The sequence below is a fragment of the Streptomyces sp. NRRL F-5755 genome, from assembly GCF_001279365.1.
GTDB lineage: Bacteria > Actinomycetota > Actinomycetes > Streptomycetales > Streptomycetaceae > Streptomyces > Streptomyces rimosus.
The window spans coordinates 49,898-73,659 of record NZ_LGCW01000001.1 but is presented as its reverse complement, the minus strand read 5'-3'; the positions used below and the strand labels follow the sequence as shown (position 1 = coordinate 73,659).

Below are 23,762 nucleotides of genomic sequence, written 5' to 3'. Positions count from 1 at the left end.
GGAGCGCCGCCCGCGCATATTTCGCGGGCATGGCGGCCGGCGGCGGGTTTGGGTCCACCGCCGTGCGGTACTCGCTGTTGCCGAGGAGTCCCATGGGAGACAACACAGCGAACACACCGGACAGAAGCAGCAACCACCGAGCGGCGTCCGCCCGCCCCAGCGCACCGGAACTCCTGCGGTCGGCCCGGGAACAGCTCGCCGAGCTGACGGGTCTGACCCCCGAGACGGTGTCCCGGTTCGAACGGACCGAGGACGGCTGGGTCCTGGAGACCGAGGTGCTGGAGCTCGCCCGGGTCCCCGAGACGATGAGCCTCATGGCGTTGTACGAGGTCTCGCTCGACCCGGACGGCATGCTCACGGGCTACCGGCGCGTCAGCCGCTACGAGCGCGCGAGAGGAAGACCACAGACATGACCGTTGTCCCGGCACAACAGCAGTCCGGGGGCGGGGGTGGCACCAGTGGCCTCTACGACGTCCTGGAGCTGATCCTCGACCGCGGCCTGGTGATCGACGCGTTCGTCCGCGTCTCACTGGTCGGCATCGAGATCCTCAAGATCGATGTCCGGGTGGTGGTGGCCAGCGTCGACACCTACCTGCGGTTCGCCGAAGCCTGCAACCGGCTCGACCTGGAGACCGGCGCCAACAAGAGCCCCGGCCTGCCCGACGTGGTCGGCCAGGTCACCGAGTCCGGCGCCAAGGGCAAGTCCAAGGGCGCGCTCTCCGGCGCGGCCGAGACCTTCGCCGACGCCATCGGGCAGGGGCGGGACAAGGCCGAGGCCGAGAGCGAGTCGCAGCGCAGGCCGCGGCGCACCGCCTCCCGCAAGAAGGAGGAGAGCGAGTGAGCACGTACGTCTACGGCATCGCCCGCGCCGGCCACCCCGAACCCGGGCAGGAGATCCTGGGCATCGGCGATCCGCCGCGCCCGGTCCGCGTCGTACGCGGCGGCGACCTGGCGGCCATCGTCAGCGACTGCCCCGACCGGCTCCGGCCCAAGCGCCGCGACCTGCTCGCCCACCAGCACGTACTGACCGAGGCGGGCGCGGACGGAGCGGTCCTGCCGCTGCGCTTCGGCTCGCTGTCGGAAAGCGACGAGGCGGTCCAGGAGGTGCTGGCCGAGCACGCCGAGCACTACAAGGCACAGCTGGACGACCTCAACGGCCGCGTCGAGTACAACGTGAAGGCCGCGCACCGCGAAGAGGACGTGCTGCGCCGGGTCCTCGCGGAGGAGCCGGAGATCCGGGCCCTCAACGAGGCCAACCAGGCGTCCGGCGGCGGTGCCTACCAGGACAAGCTGCGCCTCGGCGAGCTGATCGCCAACGCCGTGCGGGCCCGCGAGGTCAGCGACGCGCACACGGTGGAGGCGGCGCTCACGCCGCGGGCCGAGCAGTCCCGGCCCGGTCCCGAGGGCGCCGGCTGGCTGGTCAACCTGTCCTTCCTGATGCGGCGCGAGGACGCGGCCGCGTTCCTGGAGGCCGCCGACCGGCTCGGCACCGACCACCCCCACCTGGAACTGCTGGTCAACGGACCGCTGCCGCCGTACAGCTTCGTACGGCCGCTGGAGTCTGCGGCGGCGGAGTGAGCGGTGGGCCTGCTCAAGGAACTGCTGCTGCTCCCGGCCGCTCCCGTGCGCGGGACGGGCTGGGTGCTGCGGCAGGTCCTCACCGAGGCGGAACGGCAGTACTACGACCCGTCCGTGGTCCAGCGCGAACTGCGCGAACTGTCGGAACAGCTGGACCGCGGGGAGATCGACGAGGCCGAGTTCGACCGGCGCGAGGACGCGCTGCTGGACCGGCTGGAGGAGCTGCGGCAGCGCTCCCCCGGGGCGTAGCGGCGCGGCCCGCCGTACCCATGCGCAACAGACATTGAGGAGAATCCCGAGATGAAGAACCGGCCGGCACTGGTGCTGGCCGTCGCCGGAGGCTATCTGCTCGGCCGTACGAAGAAGGCCAAGCTCGCCATCGGTATCGGCAGCATGGTCCTGGGCAAGCGGCTGAACCTGAGCCCGCAGCAGCTGATCTCTCTGGTCAACGACCAGATAGCCGCCAACCCGCAGCTCAAGGAGTTGCCCGAGCAGCTGCGCGGCGACCTGAAGGGGGTGGGCAAGGCGGCGACCGGCGCGCTGGTCACCAAGCGCCTCGACTCCCTGGCGGACAGCCTGCACGAACGGACCCTGAACGTACGCGACCAGCTCGACGCGGGCGGGGCCGGCGGCAAGGCGGCGGACACCGTACGCGGGGTGACCGGCGGCGGACGGGACGGCGACGACACGGCGGAGGAAGCCGAGGACGAGGAGACCGCGGGGAACCGCGGCGGCTCACGGAAGTCCGCGGGCGAGGGGCGCGGCACCGCCAAGAAGACGGCCGCGCGCTCTGCGAAGGCGGGCGCGTCCGGCGCCAAGTCCGCTTCGGACAAGCGCAAGCGGCCCGCGAAGCAGGCCGCCGCCGCGCCGAAGAAGACCGCGTCGGCCGCGAAGAAGACGGCCCGGTCCACCACCCGCCGCAGCGGAGGTGACAGCCGTGGCTGAGTCGAAGTCCGGCGGCCCGGTGGCCGCCGTCAAGGAGAGCGTGGCGGGCAACCCGGCCGTCGACCGCCTCAAGGAGGAGGCCGTCTCGTTCGCCGCGGCGCAGGCCCAGCGGCTGCTGGTGGCCACCGGCAAGCGGCTCGGCGAGGCCACGACCCGGCTGACCGACGTGGCGGAGGGCCGCAGCGACAGCCTGATCGGCCCGGTCATCAAGGACACGCTCAAGGGCGCGGTCAAGGACACCGCCAAGAACACCGTCAAGGGCGCCGTCGGCAAGCTCACCGGCAAGCGCAAGGGCGGCGGCGGCAAGGGCAAGTTCGTCACGATCAGCGAGGACGTCGACGTCGGCGTGCCGCTCCGCGAGGCGTACAACCAGTGGACGCAGTTCCAGGAGTTCAGCACCTTCGCCAAGGGGGTGCAGGGGGTGGAGTCCACGGACGACACCGACTCCAACTGGCGCGCGAAGATCTTCTGGTCCACCCGCAGCTGGAAGGCGCACACCACCGAGCAGGTCCCGGACGAGCGCATCGCCTGGACCTCGGAGGGCGCCAAGGGCACGCTCAAGGGCGTGGTCACCTTCCACGAGCTGGCCGAGAGCCTGACCCGGGTGCTGCTGGTCATCGAGTACCACCCCAAGGGCCTGTTCGAGAAGACCGGCAACATCTGGCGCGCGCAGGGCCGCCGGGCGCGGCTCGACCTCAAGAACTTCCGCCGCTTCGTGATGATGCGCGGCGAGGCGACCGGCGAGTGGCGCGGTGAGATCCGCGACGGCGAGGTCGTCACCGGCCACGACGAGGCCGTGGAACGCGAGGAGCAGGACCGCGAGGAGCGGGACACCGAGGGCGCGGGCAAGCCGTCCGAGGACGCGTACGAGGAGGAGGCCGACGACGCCCGCGACTCCGGGGAGTCCGACGACGACGAGCCGGAGGACGCGTACGAGGACGAGGACGCCGAGGGCGAGGAAGACGCCGACGCCGCGTACGAGGACGAAGAAGAAGGGGCAGAGGGGGCCGAGGACGAACCCGAGGACGCCTACGACGAAGACGAAGAGGAGGACGCCGAGGACACGTACGAGGAGGAGCCGGCGGACGAGGAGGAGGACGAGCGCGAGCCGGAGCCGGCCCGATGAGTTCCCAGGTCCCCTCCCCCTACGGATCCTCCAACGGCGGCGCCAACCTCGCCGACATCCTCGAACGCGTCCTGGACAAGGGCGTGGTGATCGCCGGTGACATCCGCATCAACCTGCTCGACATCGAACTGCTCACGATCAAGCTGCGGCTGATCGTGGCCTCGGTGGAGCGGGCCGAGGAGATGGGCATCGACTGGTGGCGGGACGATCCGTCGCTGTCCTCCGGCGCCCGGCGCCGGGAACTCGCCCGGGAGAACGAGCGGCTGCGCGAGCGGATCGCCGCCCTGGAGGAGCAGGAGCCGCGAGAGGAGATCACTTGAGCACGCACGGCGCCGAGCTGATGTACACCTACGCCGTCGCACGGGCCGGCTGCCGTCCGCCGGACGGGCTGCTCGGCGTCGCGGACGCACCCGTGGAGACCGTCACGGAGGGCGCGCTGGCCGCCCTGGTCTCCCGGGTGCCGGCCGCCGACTTCGACGAGGAGGCACTGCGCGCGCACCTGGAGGACATGGCGTGGCTGGAGCGGACCGCCCGCGCGCACCGCAGCGTGGTGGACACCGCCGCCGCGGAGTTCTGCGTACTGCCGCTGCGCCTGGTGACCGTCCACCGCGACGCGCGCGGGGTGCGGCAGGTGCTGGCGCAGCGCACCGAGGAGTTCCTGAGCGCGCTGGTGAGCCTGGACGGCCGGATGGAGTGGGGTGTCAAGGCGTACGTCGAGGACCCCGGGACCGCCAAACCGCCCGTGCCCGCGAGCGGTTCGGCCCGTCAGGCGCCGGCCGGCGGCTCGGGGCGCGACTTCCTGCGCCGGCGGCTCGCCCACCGGCAGGCCCAGGAGCAGAGCCAGCGGCGCGCCGACGAGCTGGCCGGCGCCGCCCACGAGGCGCTGGACAAGTTCGCCGAGCGCAGCCGGCTGCACCGCCCCCAGGACCCCCGGCTGTCCGGGGTCGGCGGGCGCAATGTGCTCAACGGCGCGTATCTGATCCCCCGCGACCAGGCGGGCGCGTTCGCGGGCCTGGTCGGCGAGCTGGCGGACCGCAGCCCCGGCGTACGGATCGAGCTGACCGGGCCGTGGGCCCCGTACTCCTTCACACAGGCGCCGCAGCCGCCGGAGGCGGGCGGGGAATCCGGTTCCGGCGGTGCCGGATGACCGCTCCGGTGCCCGCCTCCGAGCCGGGCCATCCGCTGGCCGACCGGCAGATCGCGCTGGTCGACCTGCTGGACCGGCTGCTGGCGGGCGGCGCGGTCATCGCGGGCGACCTCACGCTGCGCATCGCCGAGGTGGACCTCGTCCGTATCGACCTGCGGGCCCTGATCAGCTCGGTCAACGCCAACATTCCGTCGCCCTTCGAGGAACTGGGGCCGGACGCCGAGGAGGAGGTGGCGCCGTGACCCGGCGCGTCGAACTGGACGAGGACACCGTCGAACGCGACCTGGTGCGGCTCGTGCTGACGGTGGTGGAACTGCTGCACCAGCTCATGGAGCGGCAGGCGCTGCGCCGTGTGGACCAGGGCGATCTGACCGAGGACCAGGAGGAGCGGATCGGTCTGACGCTGATGCTGCTGGAGCGGCGGATGGGCGAGCTGTGCGAGCGCTACGGCATCGGCAAGGACGAACTGAATCTGGACCTGGGCCCGTTGGGTCCCCTGCTGCCCCGGGAGTGAGGGCCGCGGCGCGCGACGGGCGGGTGCCGCAATGATCCGGCCGGGCTGTGTACGCCCCCTCGCGTGACGCGGGGCGGGCGGCCATCATGGCCGCCAGAGCCCGAGCACGTCCCTTACCGGCTCAGCCGGTTGCTTCTTGGCGAACGAGGTGGCGCAGATGGGTACGGACACCGTGGCGGCGAGCCCGGAACCGGTACGGGCCCGACGGCCCGGCGCAGTGCTGGTGGACTGGCTGACCACCACCGACCACAAGAAGATCGGCCATCTCTATCTGGTCACCGCGTTCGGCTTCTTCCTGGTCGGCGGCCTGCTGGCGCTGCTGATGCGCGCCGAACTGGCCCGCCCCGGGCTCCAGATCCTGACGAACGAGGAGTTCAACCAGGCGTTCACGATGCACGGCACGATCATGCTGCTGCTGTTCGCCACCCCGGCCTTCGCGGGCTTCGCCAACGAGATCATGCCGCTGCAGATCGGCTCACCGGACGTGGCCTTCCCCCGGTTGAACATGCTCTCGTACTGGCTGTTCCTCTTCGGCGGCCTGATCGTGCTGGCCAGCCTGCTGACGCCGACCGGCGGCGCGAACTTCGGCTGGACCGCCTACGCGCCGCTCAGCTCGATGGTGCGCTCCCCGGGCATCGGCGCCGACATGTGGATCATGGGTCTGGCGCTGTCCGGCTTCGGCACCATCCTCGGCTCGGTCAACTTCCTCACCACCATCATCGGCATGCGCGCGCCCGGCATGACGATGTTCCGGATGCCGGTCTTCACCTGGAACGTGCTGTTCACCTCGATCCTCGTGCTGATCGCCTTCCCGGTGCTGGCGGCCTCGCTGCTGGTGCTGGAGGCGGACCGGCGCTTCGGGTCGATGGTCTTCGAGGCCGAGTGGGGCGGGGCGCTGCTGTGGCAGCACCTGTTCTGGTTCTTCGGGCACCCCGAGGTCTACATCATCGCGCTGCCGTTCTTCGGCATCATCACCGAGGTCATCCCGGTCTTCTCGCGCAAGCCCATCTTCGGTTACGTGATGCTGATCGGCGCGACCATGGCGATCACCGGGCTGTCGGTGGTGGTATGGGCGCACCACATGTTCGCCACCGGCGCGGTGCTGCTGCCGTTCTTCTCGTTCATGTCGTTCCTGATCGCGGTGCCGACCGGGGTGAAGTTCTTCAACTGGATCGGCACGATGTGGCACGGCTCGCTGTCCTTCGAGACGCCGATGCTGTGGGCCACCGGCTTCCTGGTGAGCTTCCTGTTCGGCGGGCTGACCGGCGTGATCCTGGCCTCGCCGCCGCTGGACTTCCAGGTCACCGACACCTACTTCGTCGTCGCCCACTTCCACTACGTCGTCTTCGGCACGGTCGTCTTCGCGATGTTCGCCGGCTTCTACTTCTGGTGGCCGAAGTTCACCGGGAAGATGCTCGACGAGCGGCTGGGCAAGCTGCACTTCTGGACGCTGTTCATCGGCTTCCACACCACCTTCCTCGTCCAGCACTGGCTGGGCGTGGCGGGGATGCCGCGCCGGATCTCCGACTACCTGGCGGCCGACGGCTTCACCGCGCTGAACACCCTGTCGACCATCGGCGCCTTCCTGCTCGGCCTGTCCACGCTGCCGTTCCTCTACAACGTCTGGAAGACGACGAAGTACGGCACGAAGGTCGAGGCGGACGACCCCTGGGGCTTCGGCCGTTCGCTGGAGTGGGCGACCTCCTGTCCCCCGCCGCGCCACAACTTCCTGACCATTCCGCGCATCCGCTCGGAGTCGCCCGCCTTCGACCTGCACCACCCGGAGATCGCCCGGCTCACTCCGCCGGACACGCCGGCGCCGGAGGAGTCCCCGCGGGAGACGGAGCCGGGTTCAGCGCCCGGGACAGCCGGTCCCTGATCTCCGCGATCCGCCCGGCCAGTTCGGGCGGATCGCGGACCTCGAAGTCGAAGCCCATCAGGACGATGTGGATCACCAGCACGTCCAGGCTGTGCGCGCCGGTGCGCAGCAGGCAGCGGTGGTCGTCGAGTGGTTCGATGACGCCGTCGGCCGGGGTGATGCGCTGAGCGGCCTCCTCGGCGGGGGCGTGCAGCACGATGGTGGCCCGCTCGGCGTAGGCGCGGATGGACACGCCCTGCGAGACGTAGGCGGCGAGGTCGTCGGCGGGGGCCGGGCGCGGGGCGAAGCGCGGGCCGTGCGGGGGGGGGGGGGGGATGCGGTCGGCGCGGAACGTCCGCCAGTCCGCGCGGTCCACGTCCCAGGCGACGAGGTACCAGCGGCGCTGCGCCGACACCAGGCGGTGCGGCTCGACGGTGCGGCGGCTGACCGTACCGTCGTGTGCCGCGTAGTCGAAGCGCAGCCGCTCGCTGTCCCGGCAGGCGTTGGCCAGTTCGGTGAGGACCGACGCCTCGACCCGGGGCCCGCCCGCGGCGCCGAGCATGGGGACGGTGAAGGTGGTGAGGGCGCTGACGCGGCGGCGCAGCCGGTTCGGCAGCACCTGTTCCAGCTTGGCCAGGGCCCGTACGGAGGTCTCCTCGATGCCCTCGACGCCGCCGACGGCCGCGGTGCGCAGCCCCACGGCGACTGCCACCGCCTCCTCGTCGTCGAGGAGCAGCGGTGGCAGGTCGGCGCCCGCGCCCAGTTGATAGCCCCCGGCGGTGCCGGGGGCCGAGTGGACGGGGTAGCCCAGTTCGCGCAGGCGGTCGACGTCGCGGCGGACGGTGCGCGGGGTCACGCCGAGCCGGTCGGCGAGATCCGCGCCCGTCCACGCGCGGTGTGCCTGCAGCAGGGAGAGCAGACGGAGCAGTCGTGCCGAGGTCTCCAACATGCCGGACAGTCTGGCAGCCCATGCGGACAGCTACGGTCCGCATGTCAGGGGGCTACCACCGGTACCAGCGTGTACGTCCCCCGCCCGCGCTCGTCGTACGGAACAGGAAGCCGAGCAGCCACACGACCAGCACCGCGACGGCCAGCCACCACAGGGCCTTGAGCGCGAAACCCGCGCCGAACAGGATCAAGGCCAGAAGCAGTACCAAAATAACAGGAACCATGTGTTTCGCACCTCCGCTGCTCCGAGTGCCCCCGGCGTGCGGTGTTATGCGTCCCTGCCTGACGGGAGCCGGTCAACAGCCGGTGCGGTCCCGCCCGTCCGGCCCGTCGTCCGTGACCCGGATCGTCAGATCGTTGTCGAGCGTGTAGTACGGCCCGATGCGCAGCTGTCCGGCGGGGCAGCCGACGGGCAGCGCGGGGTGCACGAAGACCGCCTTCTTCTCCGGCACGTCGTCCAGCAGCCGGGCGATACGGACCGGCTCGGCGCCCTCGGCCGCGCGCAGCCACAGGTCCCAGCGCGCGTCGCCGCCTTCCCAGCGCTCCGCGAGCGGCACGTACGGCAGCGTGAAGGTGAACTCGCAGCCGTCGCCGGTGAGCGGGACCGTGACGACGGGGGCCGTCTCGTACCCTTCCGTGGCGCCGCCGCGGAGCCTGGCCTCGGCGCATGCGCCCGGCCCGAGGACGGCGCCGTACAGCCGGCCGGTGACCGTCGTGCCGCCGGCGTCGACGACGATGTCGGCGGCCTCCGCGTGCGGGCCGCGCAGCCAGCTGCGCAGCGCGAGGCTGCCGGACCGGGTGGTGTACGGGATGCGCACACCGAGCCGGCCGATGCCGGCCAGCGGGCGGCGGTCCACCAGCGAGCGCAGGTCGTTGTCGCCGGGCAGCAGCCGCTGCGGATCGCGGCCGTCGCCGAGGTCCGCGTAAACGTTCCAGTGCCCTTCGGGCAGCGCGACGGTGCTCGGCAGGACGGCGCGCAGCCGCCCGGAGCCGTTCGGGCCGAGCGGCAGCCGCAGCTCCTCGTGGGCCGCGCCGTCGCCGCGCGGGCGCAGCACGAGCGCCGCACTCCAGACCGGGCGGGTGCCCTGGGGCGCGGTGATGTCGAAGGTCAGACCGCCGGCGGAGTCCGCTATGCAGTCGGCGCGCAGCGGCTGGGCGGCCGGGGCCGCATCGCCCGCGCCGTGCTCGGCCGCCGGGGTGTCCGGGGCCGCGGGACCGGCGGCCGGGGTCTCGCTCATCACGGGAGCGACGGCTTCGGTGCCGGCCGGACCGGCGCCCGTCGCGGGCAGTTGCGTCGACGCGTTCATACCGTCCGCACCCCTCTCGCAGCGGCTCGCGCCGCGTCCTTGGTTGCGTACGCCCCGTGCCCCGGAGCCGGGTTGTACGTCGTCCGGACCGTCCCTGCGATGCCGTTGGCCTGGTGAAACAGGAATGAGCTGTGCATCCGTCCTGTCTTCCGTCCCCGTGTCCCTCGATCATCGGCGGACGAGTCCGGTTCGTCCGCCCCTTGAACGGGTAGACCACGGGCCCGGGTTCCGGGTTGAGGGCTTTGGCCAACTTGTTCCGAAAGAGTTAGGACATCGGTAGCGACATCACGGAACTTTCCTGGATCACTGATCGTCGTTTCCGTGCCGTGCTGTAACGCCACAAGCTAGGCCGTCCCGGGGCGTCCCGTCACGAGGTGTGCACCGTTCAACTTGGCACGCCGTGCCGCGCGCCACCGCCCGGGCGCTCAGGGCCGGTACGGCAGCTGCGGCACGGTGAAGCAGGTGGTGTCCATGTCGCCCTGGGTGACCCAGCCGCCCTTGCCGCCGCGGGCCCCGTCCCGCCAGCGGGCGACCGACAGACAGGTCCGGTCGGTGGCCGGCGGCTCGGGCCGGGGCCGGAACGAGGCGGGAAGCAGCAGGCCGCGGGCGGTGTACGGCGGACCGTCGGCGATGAAGCGCTCCACGCACGCGCGGGTGAGCTCCGCCCCGCACGAGCGCGCAGCGTCCGCGAACCACATCGCCGCCGCCCAGCCCTCCAGCTGCCACTGCGACAGCGGCCGGCCCTTGGCGTGGCGGGCCATCCCGGCGCGGAATTCCCGTACCGCCGCGCTGCCCGGTCCGCTCCCCTGATCGTCGTAGTTGCGGCTGGCGCCGGTGGCCCACAGAGCGTTGCGGCAGCCCGGCGAGTCCTTGTAGTCCTCGGCCACCGCGTCCGACCAGTTCTGCACATTCGTCACCTTGGCGGTGGGCCGGACGCCCGCCGCGTCCATCGCCTCGCACAGCCGCGCGTTGCCGTGCGTGTCCAGCGCGTCGAAGACCAGGTCGGCGCCCCGGTCGCGCAGCCCGGCGGCGACCGCCGGGAAGTTGGGCAGCGCGAAGTCCACCTGCTCGGTGGTCACGTCGTACCCCTCGGCCTCCAGACCGCGCACGATCAGCCGGGCGTACGCGGCGGACGCCGCCTGGTTGTAGGAGACCACGGCGGCGCTGCGGGCCTTCTGCACGCGCTTGAAGTAGCGGTAGACCTCCGTGCCGCCGTACAGCGTGCCGCCCCAGCCCGGCGCCTTGCCGTCCCGCGGCGCCTGGCTGCCGTAGATCCCGTACAGGTGCGGGTACGTGTCGTACGCGGCGCCGACCGGCTGCCCGCCGATGTCGGGGACGCCGGCGGCGGAGACCCGGGGCGCGCCCGCGTAGTCCAGCGCGGTGGTCGCGACCAGCGCGAACACCTTCTCGTCGGTGAGCAGTTTGCGCACGCACTCGTCGTTGCCGACGCCGCTGCCCCCGTCGTCGCAGGTGACCGGGCGTACCGGCCGCCCGTTGAGGCCGCCTTTCCGGTTGAGCGCGGCGAAGTACGCCAGCGCGCCGTCCCGCGGCCCGGTGAACGCCTCGCCGCCCACCGGGCTCGTCGTGCTGGTGATGATCCCGACGGTGACCGGCTCGCGGGCCGGTCCGGTCGCGGGCGCGCCCCTGCGGTCCTCGAAGGCGCTCTCCGGGAGCCGGCTGCCACAGGCCGCGGTCAGCGCGAGCAGCAGCGCGGCTCCGGCGGCGCCGGCCGCCTCAGCAGCCCGGCGCGCTCGCATTGCCGCTCATGCCCACCAGCGCGCACAGGGTCTTGAGGGAGACCTTCCACACCTTGTCCTGGTAGACGGAGACGCCCTTGGCGTTCGGCAGCGCGGTGGCCTTCTTGAGGGTGAGGCTGTACGTCACATCGGCCTCGGTCGCGGAGGTGAACCGTACGGCGGACACCTGCGCCCCGACCTGCCGGCCCCGCTGGTCGCCGTTGAACGCCTCCAGCAGCAGGCGCAGTTGCTCGCCGTTCTGGAGGTACTTGGCCTTCTCCGCGTTGGACAGGTTCGGGTCGAAGAACTTCTGCCAGTTCTCCTTGATCTCCCGCTCGGCGGCGGCAGGGTCGGCCGGAGCGCTGCCCGAGGACGGCGTGCCGGGGGTGATCGTGCCCGTGGTCGATGTCCCCGGGCCCGAGGACGCGCCGCTCGGCGCGGGCTGCCCGCCGTCGTCGGCGTCCCCGCACCCCGCGGTACCGGCCGCCACCAGCAGCACCGCCGCCACCAGCGCCGGAACCCGCCGCACTGTCCCCCCACGGAACGTCATGTACACCACCGCCTGTCGTCGCGACCACTCCGAGCCGGTCTGGCACAAGCCTTCTGGGTGCTGTTCCCACAGGGCATAGTGGCGCTATTCGCCGAAAGTCGCGAGGGGGCGTGATGCGCAACGCGCGGACACGGTCCGGCGCGCGCCTGGTGCCGTGGGGCGGCTGGGCGGCGCTGGCGGGCGGGGCGGTGCTGTGCGCGGTCGGCTGGTACGGCGTCTCCGGCGAGCGGTTCGCCGAGCGCCAGATCCCGTTCCTGGCGTCCTGCTCGATCCCGGGCGCCGCGCTGATCGTCGCGGGCGCGGTGCTGGTGGCGCGGGGCGAGACGGGCCTGGCGGCGGCCCGGGTCGAGGAGTTGTACGGGCTGCTGGTCGCGTACGGGGCCGACGGGACGCCGCCCGGCGCGTACGGGTCCCCGGCCGCGCGGGAGGCCGTACCGGACGATGCCGGTCCGCCGCTCGCCGTACCCGGCGGAACGCTCCTGCACCGGCCCGGCTGCCCGCTCGTGGCGGGCCGCCCGGACGCCCGGCCCGTGGACGGGCCGCCGGAAGCGCCGGCCGCGGGACCGCTGGCGCCCTGCCCCGTCTGTGAGCCCGGCGGCCCGCGCCCCGGCGCCCGGCGGTGAGCTCGCTCTCGTACGACCTCACCCTGGCGGGGCTCGCGGTGGGCAGCGCCGCCGCGCTCACCGGCATCGGACTGATCGTCACCTACCGGGCCACCGGCGTGCTGAACTTCGCGCACGGCGCGGTCGCCATGGTGTGCGCCTACGTCCTGCGGCAGCTGGCGGTCGGCTGGCACTGGCCGCTGCCGCTCGCCGCCGCCGTCACCCTCCTCCTCGTCGCGCCCGGCGTCGGGCTCGCGCTGGACCGGGCCGTCTTCCGCCCGCTGGCCGTCAGCGGCGCGGGACCGGCCCGCACCCTGGTCGCCTCGCTCGGCGTCTTCGTCCTCCTCGTCGGCGGGGCGGGCCTGCTGTGGGGGCCGGGGGCGCGCGCGGACGCGCCCGCGCTGCTGCCCGACGACCCCTGGGTGCAGCTGGGCACCGCCGTCACGCTGGCCGCCGGGGTCGCCGCCGTCACCCGCTGGACCCGCTTCGGGCGCGAGCTGCGCGCCGTCGTCGACAACCGGCCGCTCGCCGTCCTCGGCGGCATCGACGCCGACCGGGTCGCCGCCGCCGGCTGGGCCTTCGGCTCCTTCACCGCCGGGCTGACCGGCATCCTGCTGGCCCCGCTGCTGCGCCTGGACCCGTACGGGCTGCCGCTGCTGGTCATGGAGGTGATGGCGGTCGCGGTGGCCGCCGGGCTGCGCAGCCTGCCGGTGGCGGTGGCCGTCGCGCTGGGCATCGGCGTCGCACAGAGCCAGCTCACCCGGCTGCACCCCGGCGGCAGCCTGGAGCCGCTGGTGCAGGCCGTGGGCGCCAACCTGTTCGTGGTGGCGCTGCTCGTCGCGGCCCCGGCCCTGCGCGGCCTCGGCCCCGCCCGTACCGCGCCGGCCGCGTCCGACGGCGCCGCCCTGCGCACCGGCCCGCTGCCCGACCACGACGGCCGCGCCTGGCTGGTCTGCGGCATCCTCTTCCTGCTGCCCCTCGGCTTCGCGGGCGGCGATCTGCGCACCGCCGTCCAGGTACCGGCGCTCGGCGTGGTGCTGCTCTCCCTGGTCGTGGTCACCGGGCGCGGCGGCCAGATCTCACTGGGGCAGGCCGCGTACGCCGGGCTGGGCGCCCTGTTCACCGCGCTGCTCGCGGCCGGCCGCTTCCCGGGTGTACCGGCCGTCCCCGGGCTGCTCGCGCTGCTGCTGGCCGTTCTGCTGACCGCGCCGCTCGGCCTGCTCACCGGGCGGCCCGCACTGCGCGGGCACGGCCTGGCAACGGCCCTGGCCACCCTCGCCTTCGGTGTCGCGGTCAGCCGGTTCGTCTTCGACCAGCCGTACGCCACCGCGGGCCTCACCCTCGACCGTCCCGCCGGCTTCACCGCCGACCGCGCCTACTACGTCCTGGAACTGGTGCTGCTGGGCCTCGCGCTGCTCGCCGTGGCAGCGCTGCGCCGCGGCCGCACCGGGCGCGCGCTGGCCGCGATGCGCGACCACGAGCCGGGGGCGGCCGCTGCCGGAGTGCCCGTACCGGCCCTGAAACTGGCGGCCTTTGTGGTGGGCGCCGCACTGGCCGCCCTGGGCGGCGGCATGCTCGGCATGGCGCTGCGCACCTTCGACGCCGCGTCCTACGACCCGGTGCGCGGCCTGCTATGGTTCGCGGCCGTGGTCGTCCTCGGCGCCGACAGCCTGCTGGGCGCGCTCACCGCCGCGGTCCTGCTGGTCGGCCTGGACGCGGGGGCCGCAGGCGGTGCCGCCGCCGCGGTGATCGGCGTGCTCGCCGTACTCGCCGGCCGCCTTCCGCACGGCCCGTACGCGGCCCTGCGCGGCGCCGCTGCCCGCCTGTTCGCCGTTCCGGAAGTACGGCTGACTCCGCTGGGCGCGCGGGTGCGGGAGCGGTTGGCGCTGGCGCGGGGGCCGGTACGTACGGGGACCGAGGGGAGGACGTCCGAACACCGCACCCCCGAGCCCCGCGCCCCGACTCCGCGCCGCCGCCTGCCCCGTACCGCGCCCTCGCCCGTCTCCCCCACCCCCGCCGGCCGCCTCACCGCCCGCGCCGTCCGGGCCCGCTACGACGGCTTCACCGCGCTGGACGGGGTGGACCTGACCGTCGCTCCCGGCCGGATCACCGCGCTCATCGGGCCCAACGGCGCGGGCAAGAGCACCCTGTTCCACTGCCTGTGCGGCACCCTGCGCCCGGCCGGCGGGCGGGTGCTGCTCGACGGCGTCGACATCACCCGCAGGTCCGCCCACGCGCGGGCCCGCCTCGGGCTCGCCCGGACCTTCCAGCAGCTCGCCGTGTTCGAAGGGCTGAGCGTGACCGAAAACGTACGGGTGGGCGCCGAGCAGAGCGGTGTGCTCGACCCGGCCGCCGCCACCACGCGCGCGCTGGACCTGCTTTCCCTGGACGGGCCACTGCGCACCACGCCCGTCGCCGGGCTGGACACCGGCACGCTGCGCCGCGTCGAACTGGCGCGCGCCGTCGCGGGCCGTCCGCGCACGCTGCTGCTGGACGAGCCCGCGGCGGGTCTGGACAGTGCGGAAGTCGCGGCGCTGGCCGATGTGTTGCGTGCCCTGGCGGCCGAGGGCACCGCGCTGCTCGTCGTCGAGCACGATCTCGACCTCGTCGCCGGACTGGCCGACACGGTGTACGCGATGGCGGCCGGCCGGATCGTGGCCCGCGGCCCTGCCCACCAGGTCCTGGCGGAGCGGGGCAGATCAGCGGGACTGGCGGAGCCGGGCACATGAGTGTCGAGGCCGCCCTGTACGCAGCGCGCGTCCGTTACGGCTCGCTGGAGGCGCTGCACGGCATCGACCTGCTCGTTCCGGCGGCGCACGTCACGGTGCTGCTCGGGCGCAACGGCTCGGGCCGCACCACGGCCCTGCGCGCGCTGGCGGGCACCGTGCCGCTCACCGCCGGGCGCGTCATGTGGCGCGGTACGGACATCACCCGGGTCCCCGCGCACGCCCGCGCGCGCCGCGGACTCACCCTGGTCCCCGACCGCGGCGCGGTGTTCGGTTCGCTCTCCGTCGCCGAACAGCTCGAACTCGCCGCGCCGGACGGAGCGATCGGCCCGGCCCTGGACGCCTACCCGGCGCTGCGCGCGCTGCTCGGCCGCCGGGCGGGCACGCTGTCCGGCGGCGAGCAGCGGATGCTCGCCGTGGCCCGCGCGCTCGTCGGCACCGCCCGGCTGCTCCTCCTGGACGAGCCCACGCAGGGCATGTCACCGGATGCCACGGCACGTACGTACGCGCTGTTCGCCGGCCTGGCAGCCGCCGGGCGCACGGTCCTGGTCGCCGAGCAGGCGCTGCCGCCCGGCCTGTGCCGGGCGGCCACCGTGGCGTACGTCCTGCGGCGCGGCGGCGTCGCCTTCAGCGGCGAGCCGGCCGAGGCCGCCCGCTTCCCGGGGACCGGCGGTCCGTAGCCCTCACCCCGGCGGTGATCCGCCGGGGGCCGGGCTCCGCTTGCCGAGCCCGTACCGCTTGGCGCAGTACGGCCAGGCCGACCAGCCCTGCACGCGCTGCACCCGCCGTGCGACGGCGATCTGCTGCTCGCGGGTGGCGAGGTCGGCGCGCGGCGCGTAGGCCAGACCGCCGTGCTCCTTCCAGGTCGACTGCCGGAACTGCAGTCCGCCGAAGTAGGTGTTTCCGGTGTTCTTGCGCCAGTCGCCACCGCTCTCGCACTCGGCGATGCAGTTCCACACTCCCCGGGACAGGGAACAGCCGGCCGGGGACGGCAGGTGCTGCTCCGTGTCCCGCGCCTGCGCGCCGGCGGGCACGCACAGCAGGACGACGGCCGGGACGAAGGACAGGACGGCCGCTCTGAGGCGGCCTGCTTTCCCGAGACGCTCGGGCTTCAGCGTTCGAAAAGTACGGGACATCGGCTCACGCTAGGCACGGGTCCGGGCGTGTCGCCTCCGCTGTGCCGCCGACAGCGCGACGCCCCACCCGGTCGGTGGACGACCGGACGGGGCGTTCGGCTCCTGTACAGGGGCGGGGGGCGGGGCCGTGCCGGTTCCCGCGGGCGCCCACGGGAACCGGGCCGCGTCCCCCACGGCTCAGACGCTGAGCCGCTGCCCCGGGACGATCAGATGCGGGTTGCCGCCGATGGCGGCCCGGTTCGCCGCGTAGAGCCGCTGCCAGCCCATGTTGTGCGCGGCCGCGATCGAGCTGAGCGTGTCGCCCTGCCGCACCGTGTAGCCGCCGGCGGCGGCCCGGATCCGGCCGCGGTCGGCGTACCCGCCCGTACCGCGTGCCTTCTTGCCGACCTTGGCGCGTACGTCGCGGCGGACGTCCTTGCGCACGTACTGCCGGCTGCTGTTCTTGCCCGACCGGTGTGCCTTCGGCGCCTTGGGGGCGCTGCCGTGGGCCCCGGCGCGGGCGGCGCAGGTGGGCCAGGCTCCCCAGCCCTGGTTGGCCTGGACCCGGGAGGCCACGGCGATCTGCTGGGCGCGGCTGGCCTGGGCGGCGGTCGGCGCGTAGGCCGTACCGCCGTGCGCGCGCCAGGTGCTGTGGGTGAACTGCAGGCCGCCCGAGAAGCCGTTGCCGGTGTTGATGTGCCAGTTGCCGCCGCTCTCGCAGCGGGCGATGCGGTCCCACACTCCGGCGTCCGCCGCCTGCGCCGGTCCGGCGGTGGCGGCCACCAGCGCGAGCGGGGCGATCAGTGCCGCCCCTGCCAGCGCGGCGATGTCACGACGTATGACGCCCTTCGTGAAAGGCATGGATTCCCTCTCCACGGCCCCGGGTCTCCCCCGGATGCCGCGGTGCCGGCGCGTCCGGCGCCCGCGGTCCGCGGCACCCCGCCCGCCGCGGGGTGGTGCTCGGTGGTGCTGCGTGTGATGCATCCGGTGCCACACGACGCGGCTCTGGCGCCGTGTCGTGCTCGGCGTACCGGCCGTGGTGCGGGCCGGTGGTGGAAGCGGACGGCGGGCGTCCCCGGGTGGTGCTCGGTGCACACGGCCGGAGAATGTAGGAAGGCTGACGCCCCGTTATCAACCGCGCCGCCGTCCCGCCTGGCCAGTCGGGCGTTACCGGAGGTATCGGCCAATTTAGGCCACCCACTTGATTCGCCGATTTCCGCATATATCCGCCAGCCGCTCCGGCGATCTGTGACCCAGTTCACCACCGGAACTTCCGTGCCCCCCGCACCGGATGGCAGGGAGTGAGCGGTTCCGGGCCGCATCTCACGCTGCGCTTCGAACGGTTCGATCGCGCGCCCCGCCACGCGTGACCCCGGCCACAGATCGCCCGTTGTCCCTGTACGAGCCGGGGACCGCCCGGCAAGCCCGCGCAACGATCGAGGAGCCATCCGTGCCGCGCATGCTCGACGTCAGTGACGACGTACGCGCCGAGATCGGTGACGAAGAAGCCGACCGCCTGCTGGCCGGTGGCAACGCCCCCGGCAACTACGACTGCACCTCCTGCCGCACCCCCGGCGACAGCGACCAGGAGCGCACCAGCACCGTCCTGTTCGTGGGCGAGGAGACCGCGGTGCTCGCGTTCGCGCACGCGTCGTGCATTCCCTCGCAGGTCGTGCCGGTCTCGGAGGAGCAGCTCCAGGGCGCGGTGCGCTCCATCACCGGCGCGGACGGCGGCGCGGACGGGACGGAGGCCGCGCCCTCGGGCCGACCGCCCGCCACCCCGTTCGCCGCGCTCCCGGGCGAGCCCCGGCAGGCGACACTCGGTGTCACCTGCGGTCTGGTCCTGGTCGAGAACGACCTGCGCCCCGCCCTGGTCGTCGAGCCCGCCGGCGCCATCGCCCGCCCCGGCTCCACCGAACCGGGCGACGCGTTCCTCCCGCTGCTCCTGGAGCACGGCTTCGCGCCGGTCACGGACATGTCCGTACTGCCCGCGGCCAACCCGGGCTGGTCGGTGCTGCTGGCCGCCGGCCGGCTGCACGCCATCCTCCAGCCCGGCACCGACGGCGGCCAGCCCGTCTCCTGGTGGCAGGCGCACCAGCCGCTGCCCGTCTCGGACGGCTGGCGCACCGCGGCCGGCAAGGCGCAGACCGTGCTGGTGTACGCGGCACCGGTCGGCGCCATCGGCCACCAGCCGCGCGAGGACCTGATGCGCGAGGCCATGGAGAAGGCCGCCGCCGAAGGCAAGCTGGTGGCCGCCGCGATGCCGCTGGCGGGCACCTGATCCGAAGCCCTCTCCCGGCGGTCCTGGTGGGCGGCCGCACCGGAAGGCCGTCCCGTGCCGTGCTCGTACCGAGCGGCGCGGGGCGGCCTTCCGGCATGTGGCGGCCGCCGGTCCGGCCGGGCGCCGCCCGGCGAGCCGGTGGTGAGCCGGTCGCGCGCTCCCCGCCGATCAGCCGATTCTTCGCCAAGGCCGCATCCCGGGAGCATCGGGGTCGTTGGCACAGACGTGCATCCATACGACCCGTCCACCCGCGTCCCGTATCCCTACCAGATCCCCGGCATGCGCCCGTCGCACGACGCGACCACGGCGACCGTGACGGCCCCCCACGCCGCCCCCGTGTCGGCCACGCCGATCTACGACTCGCTGTACGCCGAGTACCGCCGCTCCTTCCGGGCGCTGCCGGGGGACCGTTCGGGCGAGGAAGGGCTGAGCGCCGAGGCGATGCGGAGCATCTGGGGCCGTACGACCACCGCGACCGGCCACCTCCCGTCGGCCGGCCACTGGGAGCCCGCCGCCCGCCAGCAGTACCACGGCCACCCGCAGCACGCGGGCGGCCCCGCGCGCGGCCACTTCCCCCCGGCGCTGCCGCCGGCACCCCGCGAGTACCGGCCGCACGGGCACTGACCGGTCCCTCCGTACGGCAGGCGTGACCCCACGCCCGTACGCGGAAACGATGGCGGGGCGGCCCGCAAGAGCCGCCCCGCCTTCTTCGTGCCGCTGTTACTTCTTCTTGCTGCGCTTCTCGCGCACCCGCACCGAGATGTGGATCGGCGTCCCCTCGAAGCCGAACTCCTCGCGCAGCCGGCGCTCGACGAAGCGGCGGTAGCCGGCCTCCAGGAAGCCGGAGGCGAAGAGCACGAAGCGCGGCGGCTTGGTGCCCGCCTGGGTGCCGAAGAGGATGCGCGGCTGCTTGCCGCCCCGGATCGGGTGCGGGTGGGCGGCGACGATCTCACCGAGGAAGGCGTTCAGACGGCCGGTGGGCACCCGGGTCTCCCAGCCCTCGATCGCCGTCTCGATCGCCGGGACCAGCTTGTCCATGTGGCGGCCGGTGCGCGCCGAGACATTGACCCGCATCGCCCACGGGATCTGCACGAGGTCCCGCTCGATCTCCCGCTCCAGGTAGAAGCGGCGCTCCTCGTCGAGCTGGTCCCACTTGTTGTACGCGATGACCAGCGCGCGGCCCGCCTCCACGGCCATCGTGATGATCCGCTGGTCCTGGACGCTGATGGACTCGCTCGCGTCGATCAGGACGATCGCGACCTCGGCCTTCTCCACGGCGGCCGCGGTGCGCAGCGAGGCGTAGTAGTCGGCGCCCGCCTGGAGGTGGACGCGCTTGCGGATGCCCGCGGTGTCCACGAACTTCCAGGTCTTGCCGCCCAGCTCGATCAGCTCGTCGACCGGGTCGCGGGTGGTGCCCGCCATCTCGTTGACGACCACCCGCTCCTCGCCGGCGAGCTTGTTCAGCAGCGAGGACTTGCCGACGTTCGGGCGGCCGATCAGCGCGATCCGGCGCGGCCCGCCGAGCGGGGTGCCGAAGAGCTGCTCGGGCGCCTCGGGCAGCGCTTCGAGGGCGGCGTCGAGCATGTCGCCGGTGCCGCGGCCGTGCAGCGCGGAGATCGGGTGCGGCTCGCCCAGGCCCAGCGACCACAGCATGGCGGCGTCGGCCTCGCCGGACGGCCCGTCCACCTTGTTGGCGACCAGCACGACCGGCTTGCCGGCCCGGCGCAGCAGCTTGACCACGGCCTCGTCGGTGTCGGTGGCGCCGACCTTGGCGTCCACCACGAAGACCACCGCGTCGGCGGCCTCGATCGCGAACTCGGCCTGGGCGGCCACCGACGCGTCGATGCCGAGGACGTCCTGCTCCCAGCCGCCGGTGTCGACGACCTTGAAGCGGCGGCCGTTCCACTCGGCCTCGTAGGTGACCCGGTCGCGGGTGACGCCCGGCTTGTCCTCGACGACCGCCTCACGGCGGCCGATCATGCGGTTCACCAGGGTCGACTTGCCGACATTGGGGCGGCCGACGACGGCGAGGACGGGCAGCGGGCCGTGCCCGGCCGCGGCGATGTCGCCCTCGACCTCCTCCAGGTCGAAGCCCTCCTGCGCGGCGAGCTCCATGAACTCCGTGTACTCGGCGTCACCAAGCGCACCGTGCTCGTCGCCGGTCGGGATCTGGTCGTTCATGAAGTCCGTTCCTCGTTCTCCGTCAACGGCGCCCGCTGGTGCGCGGGCGCCCTACAAGTCTCGTTCAGTGCCCGGTCAGGCGCCTGGCCTGGGCAAGGTGAGCGGTCAGCCGCTCCTGTATGCGCGTCGTCGCCGCGTCCAGCGCCGTACGGGTGCGCCGGCCGCTGCCGTCACCGGCCGCGAACGCGTCGCCGAAGACCACGTCCACGCGGCTGCGCAGCGGCGGCACCGCCTTGACGACGCGGCTGCGGCGCTCCGCGCTGCCCAGCACGGCCACCGGCACCACCGGGGCGCCGGAGCGCACCGCGAAGTACGCCAGGCCGGCGCGCAGCGAGGCGAAGTCGCCCTCGCCCCGGGTGCCCTCCGGGAAGATCCCCAGCACGCCGTCGTTCTTCAGCACGGTCAGCGCGTCGGTGACGGCCTTGCGGTCGGTGCCGGAGCGGTCCACCTTCACCTGGCCGATACCGTGCAGGAACGGGTCCAGCGGGCCGACGAACGCTTCCTTCTTGATCAGGAAGTGCACCGGCCGGGGCGCGGTGCCCATCAGCATCGGGCCGTCCAGACCGTGGGTGTGGTTGACCGCGAGGATCACCGGCCCGGTGGCCGGGACCCGCCAGGCGCCCAGCACCCGCGGCTTCCACAGCCCGTACATCAGGCCGATGCCGATCCGCCGCCCGACCGCGGCACCGGCCGCGCTCGGCGTCCGGTCGCCGTCCGCCGCCCGTCCGCTGCGCGTCACCGCGCCGCCTTCGCGGCCATCGCCGCCTCGGTGAGGGTGACCACGCACTCGACGACCTGGTCCAGTGTCAGGTCGGTGGTGTCCACCTCGACCGCGTCGTCCGCCTTGGCCAGCGGCGAGGTCTTCCGGGAGGAGTCGGCCGCGTCCCGCTTGATCAGGGCTGCCTGGGTGGCCGCCAGGTCGGCGGCGTCCTTGCCGGTCAGCTCGCCGCTGCGGCGGGCGGCGCGGGCCTGCGGCGACGCGGTGAGGAAGACCTTCAGGTCGGCGTCGGGCAGTACGGTGCTGCCGATGTCCCGGCCCTCGACGACGATGCCGTGCGGGGCCGCGGCGGCGATCTCGCGCTGCAGCTCGGTGATGCGGGTGCGTACCTCGGGGACGGCGCTGACGGCGCTGACCGCCGAGGTGACCTGCTGGGTACGGATGGGGCCCGCGGCGTCCAGGCCGTCCACGGTGATGGTGGGCGCGGCCGGGTCGGTGCCGGAGACGATCACGGGCTTGGCGGAGGCGTCCGCCACGGCGACGGCGTCGTTCACGTCGACGCCGTTGTTCAGCATCCACCAGGTGATCGCGCGGTACTGGGCCCCGGTGTCCAGGTAGCCCAGCCCGAGCTTGGCGGCGACGGCCTTCGAGGTGCTGGACTTGCCCGTGCCTGCGGGGCCGTCGATGGCGACAATCACTGCGGCCGGGGCGGTCCGGGCGGGGGTTTCCACGGTGTCGGGCACCTTCCTCGATCACGGGGCTGGACGGGGGCCGCCGCACGGGGCCCCGCACAAGGTTACTGGCAAGCAGGGGCGCCCCGTGCAGCCCGTACGCCCCTGCCCGGGAAGCGGGCCCGGGGCGCGGACGGCGGACCCTACTGCCGTATCGACCAGCCCCGCTCGCGCAGCTCGGCGGCGAGCACCGGCGCCGCCTGCGGCTCGACCATGAGCTGGATGAAGCCCGCCTGCTGGCCGGTGGCGTGCTCGATCCGTACGTCCTCGATGTTGACCGCGGCCCGGCCGGCGTCCGCGAAGATCCGGGCCAGCTCGCCGGGCTGGTCGCCGATGTGCACCGAGACGATCTCGTACGCGGCCGGGGCGGCGCCGTGCTTGCCCGGCACCCGTTCGCGGCCGGCGTTGCCGCGCCGCAGCACGTCCTCGACGCCGCGGGCGCCCGCGGCACGCTCCTCGTCGTCGGCGGCCTCCAGCGCGCGGAGCGCCGCCACCGTGCGCTCCAGATCGGCCGAGACCTCGCTGAGCACGTCGGCGACCGGGCCCGGGTTGGCGGCGAGGATGTCCATCCACATCCGGGGCGCGGACGCGGCGATCCGGGTCACGTCCCTGATGCCCTGCCCGCACAGCCGTACGGCGGTCTCGTCGGCGCCCTGGAGGCGGGCGGCGACCAGGCTGGAGACCAGCTGCGGGGTGTGCGAGACCAGGGCGACGGCCCGGTCGTGCGCGTCCGCCTCCATGACGACGGGCACCGCGCGGCACAGCGCCACCAGCTCCAGAGCTATGTTGAGGACCTCGGTGTCGCCGCCCTCGGCCGACGTGAGGACCCAGGGCCGGCCCTCGAACAGCTCGGCGGTCGCGGCGAGCGGCCCGGAACGCTCCTTGCCCGCCATCGGGTGGGTGCCGAGGTACGCCGACAGGTCGCAGCCCATCGCCTCCAGCTCGCGGCGCGGGCCGCCCTTGACGCTGGCCACGTCGAGGTAGGCGCGGGCGCAGCCGCGCCGGATCGCCGCGGCCAGCGTCGGCGCGACGTGGGCGGGCGGCACCGCAGCCACCGCCAGGTCGACCGGGCCCGGCGGCTCCTCGGCCGTGCCGGCGCCGAGCGCGGCGGCGGTCTCGGCCTGCGCCGGGTCGTGGTCGGCCAGGTACACCTGGATGCCGCGGGACTGCAGCGCGAGGGCGATGGAGGTACCGATCAGGCCGGTGCCGATGACGAGCGCGGTCCTCACTGGGCGATGTCCTTCCGCAGGGCACCGGCGGCACCGAGGTAGACGTGCGCGATCTCGGCCTTGGTGCGCTCGGTCGCGACGTGCGCCAGGACGCGCACCACGCGCGGCATGGCGCCCGCGATGTCGAGCTCCTGCGCGCACAGCAGCGGCACGTCGGTGATGCCGAGCTGCCGGGCGGCGACCGCGGGGAAGTCGCTGTGCAGGTCGGGGGTGGCGGTGAACCACATGCTGATCAGGTCGTCCGGGGTCAGCCCGTTGCGCTCCAGAACGGCGGTCAGCAGCGCGGACACCTGCTCATGCATATGCCCCGCTTCGTCCCGTTCCAGCTGCACGGCTCCGCGCACCGCTCGTACCGCCACGTCACCGCTCCCCTGGGTTCCACCTGCGGCGTCCGCCGCCGACTCCTGGGCGCAAGCCTAGCCAGATCCGGGCAGCGATCACGAAGCCGACCGGTCCGCGAGACACGGACC

28 protein-coding genes are annotated in these 23,762 nt (G+C 73.7%); 16 read left to right on the top strand and 12 right to left on the bottom strand.

Annotation, left to right across the window (positions count from 1 at the left end; genetic code table 11):
* Positions 1–92 precede the first annotated feature (92 nt).
* The 11 genes from ADK86_RS00350 to ctaD all read left to right on the top strand — a co-directional run bounded on the left by ADK86_RS00350 (position 93) and on the right by ctaD (position 7,189).
* Positions 93–413 carry a gas vesicle protein gene (locus ADK86_RS00350; RefSeq protein ID WP_030590920.1) on the top strand — a complete coding sequence of 107 codons (321 nt, stop codon included), beginning with the start codon at positions 93–95 and terminating at the stop codon, positions 411–413.
* Complete coding sequence (locus tag ADK86_RS00345; RefSeq protein WP_003986604.1) at positions 410–841, top strand: gas vesicle structural protein GvpA; 432 nt, start codon at positions 410–412, stop codon at positions 839–841. Before ADK86_RS00350 ends, ADK86_RS00345 begins: the two co-directional genes overlap by 4 nt.
* Positions 838–1,578 (top strand): GvpL/GvpF family gas vesicle protein, encoded by a 741-nt coding sequence (locus ADK86_RS00340; protein WP_053694678.1) that lies wholly within the window; start codon positions 838–840, stop codon positions 1,576–1,578. The genes ADK86_RS00345 and ADK86_RS00340 overlap by 4 nt, the downstream gene beginning before the upstream one ends.
* A 3-nt stretch (positions 1,579–1,581) precedes the next feature.
* A complete protein-coding gene (locus ADK86_RS00335) occupies positions 1,582–1,827 on the top strand; it encodes a gas vesicle protein GvpG (RefSeq protein ID WP_053694677.1) in 246 nt (81 codons plus the stop codon).
* Positions 1,828–1,878: 51 nt separating this feature from the next.
* Positions 1,879–2,523, top strand: coding sequence for a hypothetical protein (locus tag ADK86_RS42890; protein ID WP_053694676.1), 645 nt, complete (start codon positions 1,879–1,881; stop codon positions 2,521–2,523).
* Positions 2,516–3,649 carry an SRPBCC family protein gene (locus ADK86_RS00325; RefSeq protein WP_053694675.1) on the top strand — a complete coding sequence of 378 codons (1,134 nt, stop codon included), beginning with the start codon at positions 2,516–2,518 and terminating at the stop codon, positions 3,647–3,649. Before ADK86_RS42890 ends, ADK86_RS00325 begins: the two co-directional genes overlap by 8 nt.
* Positions 3,646–3,969, top strand: a complete 324-nt coding sequence (locus tag ADK86_RS00320) for a gas vesicle protein (RefSeq protein WP_003986599.1) — start codon at positions 3,646–3,648, stop codon at positions 3,967–3,969. Before ADK86_RS00325 ends, ADK86_RS00320 begins: the two co-directional genes overlap by 4 nt.
* Positions 3,966–4,796: a GvpL/GvpF family gas vesicle protein gene (locus tag ADK86_RS00315; RefSeq protein ID WP_234345612.1), complete on the top strand. Its 831-nt coding sequence runs from the start codon at positions 3,966–3,968 to the stop codon at positions 4,794–4,796. Before ADK86_RS00320 ends, ADK86_RS00315 begins: the two co-directional genes overlap by 4 nt.
* Entirely contained in the window at positions 4,793–5,038 is a 246-nt protein-coding gene (locus ADK86_RS00310) for a gas vesicle protein (RefSeq protein ID WP_050501027.1), read from the top strand. Before ADK86_RS00315 ends, ADK86_RS00310 begins: the two co-directional genes overlap by 4 nt.
* The gene (locus ADK86_RS00305) at positions 5,035–5,310 is read left to right on the top strand and encodes a gas vesicle protein K (protein ID WP_003986596.1); all 276 of its coding nucleotides are present in this window, start codon (positions 5,035–5,037) and stop codon (positions 5,308–5,310) included. The genes ADK86_RS00310 and ADK86_RS00305 overlap by 4 nt, the downstream gene beginning before the upstream one ends.
* A 157-nt stretch (positions 5,311–5,467) precedes the next feature.
* On the top strand, positions 5,468–7,189 hold the full coding sequence (gene ctaD, locus ADK86_RS00300; protein ID WP_053694674.1) for a cytochrome c oxidase subunit I: 1,722 nt from the start codon (positions 5,468–5,470) through the stop codon (positions 7,187–7,189).
* On the opposite strand, the gene ADK86_RS00295 is transcribed toward ctaD, so the two are convergent.
* The 5 genes from ADK86_RS00295 to ADK86_RS00275 all read right to left on the bottom strand — a co-directional run bounded on the left by ADK86_RS00295 (position 7,107) and on the right by ADK86_RS00275 (position 11,709).
* Positions 7,107–8,117 (bottom strand): helix-turn-helix transcriptional regulator, encoded by a 1,011-nt coding sequence (locus ADK86_RS00295; RefSeq protein WP_053694673.1) that lies wholly within the window; start codon positions 8,115–8,117, stop codon positions 7,107–7,109. The genes ctaD and ADK86_RS00295 overlap by 83 nt on opposite strands.
* 52 nt (positions 8,118–8,169) lie before the next feature.
* Positions 8,170–8,340, bottom strand: a complete 171-nt coding sequence (locus tag ADK86_RS00290; RefSeq protein WP_053694672.1) for a hypothetical protein — start codon at positions 8,338–8,340, stop codon at positions 8,170–8,172.
* A gap of 72 nt (positions 8,341–8,412) precedes the next feature.
* The gene (locus ADK86_RS00285; protein WP_234345610.1) at positions 8,413–9,423 is read right to left on the bottom strand and encodes a hypothetical protein; all 1,011 of its coding nucleotides are present in this window, start codon (positions 9,421–9,423) and stop codon (positions 8,413–8,415) included.
* Between the two features lie 425 nt (positions 9,424–9,848).
* A complete protein-coding gene (locus ADK86_RS00280) occupies positions 9,849–11,180 on the bottom strand; it encodes an ABC transporter substrate-binding protein (protein WP_053694671.1) in 1,332 nt (443 codons plus the stop codon).
* Complete coding sequence (locus ADK86_RS00275) at positions 11,158–11,709, bottom strand: hypothetical protein (RefSeq protein WP_053694758.1); 552 nt, start codon at positions 11,707–11,709, stop codon at positions 11,158–11,160. The genes ADK86_RS00280 and ADK86_RS00275 overlap by 23 nt, the downstream gene beginning before the upstream one ends.
* Before the next feature lie 113 nt (positions 11,710–11,822).
* Between ADK86_RS00275 and ADK86_RS00270 the strand changes: the two genes are divergently transcribed.
* Genes ADK86_RS00270 through ADK86_RS00260 form a run of 3 tightly spaced genes read left to right on the top strand, consistent with a single transcriptional unit; the run spans position 11,823 to position 15,717 of the window.
* Entirely contained in the window at positions 11,823–12,332 is a 510-nt protein-coding gene (locus ADK86_RS00270) for a hypothetical protein (RefSeq protein ID WP_199834320.1), read from the top strand.
* Complete coding sequence (locus ADK86_RS00265; protein WP_053694670.1) at positions 12,329–15,040, top strand: ABC transporter permease subunit; 2,712 nt, start codon at positions 12,329–12,331, stop codon at positions 15,038–15,040. Before ADK86_RS00270 ends, ADK86_RS00265 begins: the two co-directional genes overlap by 4 nt.
* Positions 15,037–15,717, top strand: a complete 681-nt coding sequence (locus ADK86_RS00260; RefSeq protein WP_053694669.1) for an ATP-binding cassette domain-containing protein — start codon at positions 15,037–15,039, stop codon at positions 15,715–15,717. The genes ADK86_RS00265 and ADK86_RS00260 overlap by 4 nt, the downstream gene beginning before the upstream one ends.
* 3 nt (positions 15,718–15,720) lie before the next feature.
* Here ADK86_RS00260 and ADK86_RS45365 read toward each other — a convergent pair whose 3' ends face one another.
* Together ADK86_RS45365 and ADK86_RS00250 are read right to left on the bottom strand one after the other, a co-directional pair.
* Positions 15,721–16,173, bottom strand: coding sequence for a transglycosylase family protein (locus ADK86_RS45365; RefSeq protein WP_053694668.1), 453 nt, complete (start codon positions 16,171–16,173; stop codon positions 15,721–15,723).
* 177 nt (positions 16,174–16,350) lie between these two features.
* A complete protein-coding gene (locus tag ADK86_RS00250; RefSeq protein ID WP_030590881.1) occupies positions 16,351–17,013 on the bottom strand; it encodes a transglycosylase family protein in 663 nt (220 codons plus the stop codon).
* 589 nt (positions 17,014–17,602) lie between these two features.
* Here ADK86_RS00250 and ADK86_RS00245 point away from each other — a divergent pair.
* Both ADK86_RS00245 and ADK86_RS00240 read left to right on the top strand, forming a co-directional pair.
* Positions 17,603–18,433, top strand: a complete 831-nt coding sequence (locus ADK86_RS00245; protein WP_053694667.1) for a hypothetical protein — start codon at positions 17,603–17,605, stop codon at positions 18,431–18,433.
* Positions 18,434–18,658: 225 nt separating this feature from the next.
* Positions 18,659–19,057 carry a hypothetical protein gene (locus tag ADK86_RS00240; RefSeq protein ID WP_003986580.1) on the top strand — a complete coding sequence of 133 codons (399 nt, stop codon included), beginning with the start codon at positions 18,659–18,661 and terminating at the stop codon, positions 19,055–19,057.
* Between the two features lie 96 nt (positions 19,058–19,153).
* On the opposite strand, the gene der is transcribed toward ADK86_RS00240, so the two are convergent.
* The 5 genes from der to aroH form a co-directional block, all read right to left on the bottom strand.
* Complete coding sequence (gene der, locus ADK86_RS00235; protein ID WP_003986579.1) at positions 19,154–20,614, bottom strand: ribosome biogenesis GTPase Der; 1,461 nt, start codon at positions 20,612–20,614, stop codon at positions 19,154–19,156.
* A 64-nt stretch (positions 20,615–20,678) separates the two neighbouring features.
* Entirely contained in the window at positions 20,679–21,401 is a 723-nt protein-coding gene (locus ADK86_RS00230) for a lysophospholipid acyltransferase family protein (protein ID WP_394297201.1), read from the bottom strand.
* Positions 21,350–22,063, bottom strand: a complete 714-nt coding sequence (cmk, locus tag ADK86_RS00225) for a (d)CMP kinase (RefSeq protein ID WP_234345608.1) — start codon at positions 22,061–22,063, stop codon at positions 21,350–21,352. Before cmk ends, ADK86_RS00230 begins: the two co-directional genes overlap by 52 nt.
* Before the next feature lie 143 nt (positions 22,064–22,206).
* Positions 22,207–23,292, bottom strand: coding sequence for a prephenate dehydrogenase (locus ADK86_RS00220; RefSeq protein WP_053694665.1), 1,086 nt, complete (start codon positions 23,290–23,292; stop codon positions 22,207–22,209).
* Positions 23,289–23,651: a chorismate mutase gene (aroH, locus tag ADK86_RS00215; RefSeq protein ID WP_030370900.1), complete on the bottom strand. Its 363-nt coding sequence runs from the start codon at positions 23,649–23,651 to the stop codon at positions 23,289–23,291. The genes ADK86_RS00220 and aroH overlap by 4 nt, the downstream gene beginning before the upstream one ends.
* Positions 23,652–23,762: the final 111 nt, after the last annotated feature.

Bases quoted from the DNA above. Each gene is read 5' to 3' on its own strand.
- ADK86_RS00350 (WP_030590920.1), top strand. From the start codon at position 93: ATGGGAGACAACACAGCGAACACACCGGACAGAAGCAGCAACCACCGA.
- ADK86_RS00345 (WP_003986604.1), top strand. From the start codon at position 410: ATGACCGTTGTCCCGGCACAACAGCAGTCCGGGGGCGGGGGTGGCACC.
- ADK86_RS42890 (WP_053694676.1), top strand. From the start codon at position 1,879: ATGAAGAACCGGCCGGCACTGGTGCTGGCCGTCGCCGGAGGCTATCTG.
- ADK86_RS00320 (WP_003986599.1), top strand. From the start codon at position 3,646: ATGAGTTCCCAGGTCCCCTCCCCCTACGGATCCTCCAACGGCGGCGCC.
- ADK86_RS00310 (WP_050501027.1), top strand. From the start codon at position 4,793: ATGACCGCTCCGGTGCCCGCCTCCGAGCCGGGCCATCCGCTGGCCGAC.
- ctaD (WP_053694674.1), top strand. From the start codon at position 5,468: ATGGGTACGGACACCGTGGCGGCGAGCCCGGAACCGGTACGGGCCCGA.
- ADK86_RS00295 (WP_053694673.1), bottom strand. From the start codon at position 8,117: ATGTTGGAGACCTCGGCACGACTGCTCCGTCTGCTCTCCCTGCTGCAG.
- ADK86_RS00290 (WP_053694672.1), bottom strand. From the start codon at position 8,340: ATGGTTCCTGTTATTTTGGTACTGCTTCTGGCCTTGATCCTGTTCGGC.
- ADK86_RS00285 (WP_234345610.1), bottom strand. From the start codon at position 9,423: ATGAACGCGTCGACGCAACTGCCCGCGACGGGCGCCGGTCCGGCCGGC.
- ADK86_RS00280 (WP_053694671.1), bottom strand. From the start codon at position 11,180: ATGCGAGCGCGCCGGGCTGCTGAGGCGGCCGGCGCCGCCGGAGCCGCG.
- ADK86_RS00275 (WP_053694758.1), bottom strand. From the start codon at position 11,709: ATGACGTTCCGTGGGGGGACAGTGCGGCGGGTTCCGGCGCTGGTGGCG.
- ADK86_RS00270 (WP_199834320.1), top strand. From the start codon at position 11,823: ATGCGCAACGCGCGGACACGGTCCGGCGCGCGCCTGGTGCCGTGGGGC.
- ADK86_RS00260 (WP_053694669.1), top strand. From the start codon at position 15,037: ATGAGTGTCGAGGCCGCCCTGTACGCAGCGCGCGTCCGTTACGGCTCG.
- ADK86_RS45365 (WP_053694668.1), bottom strand. From the start codon at position 16,173: ATGTCCCGTACTTTTCGAACGCTGAAGCCCGAGCGTCTCGGGAAAGCA.
- ADK86_RS00250 (WP_030590881.1), bottom strand. From the start codon at position 17,013: ATGCCTTTCACGAAGGGCGTCATACGTCGTGACATCGCCGCGCTGGCA.
- der (WP_003986579.1), bottom strand. From the start codon at position 20,614: ATGAACGACCAGATCCCGACCGGCGACGAGCACGGTGCGCTTGGTGAC.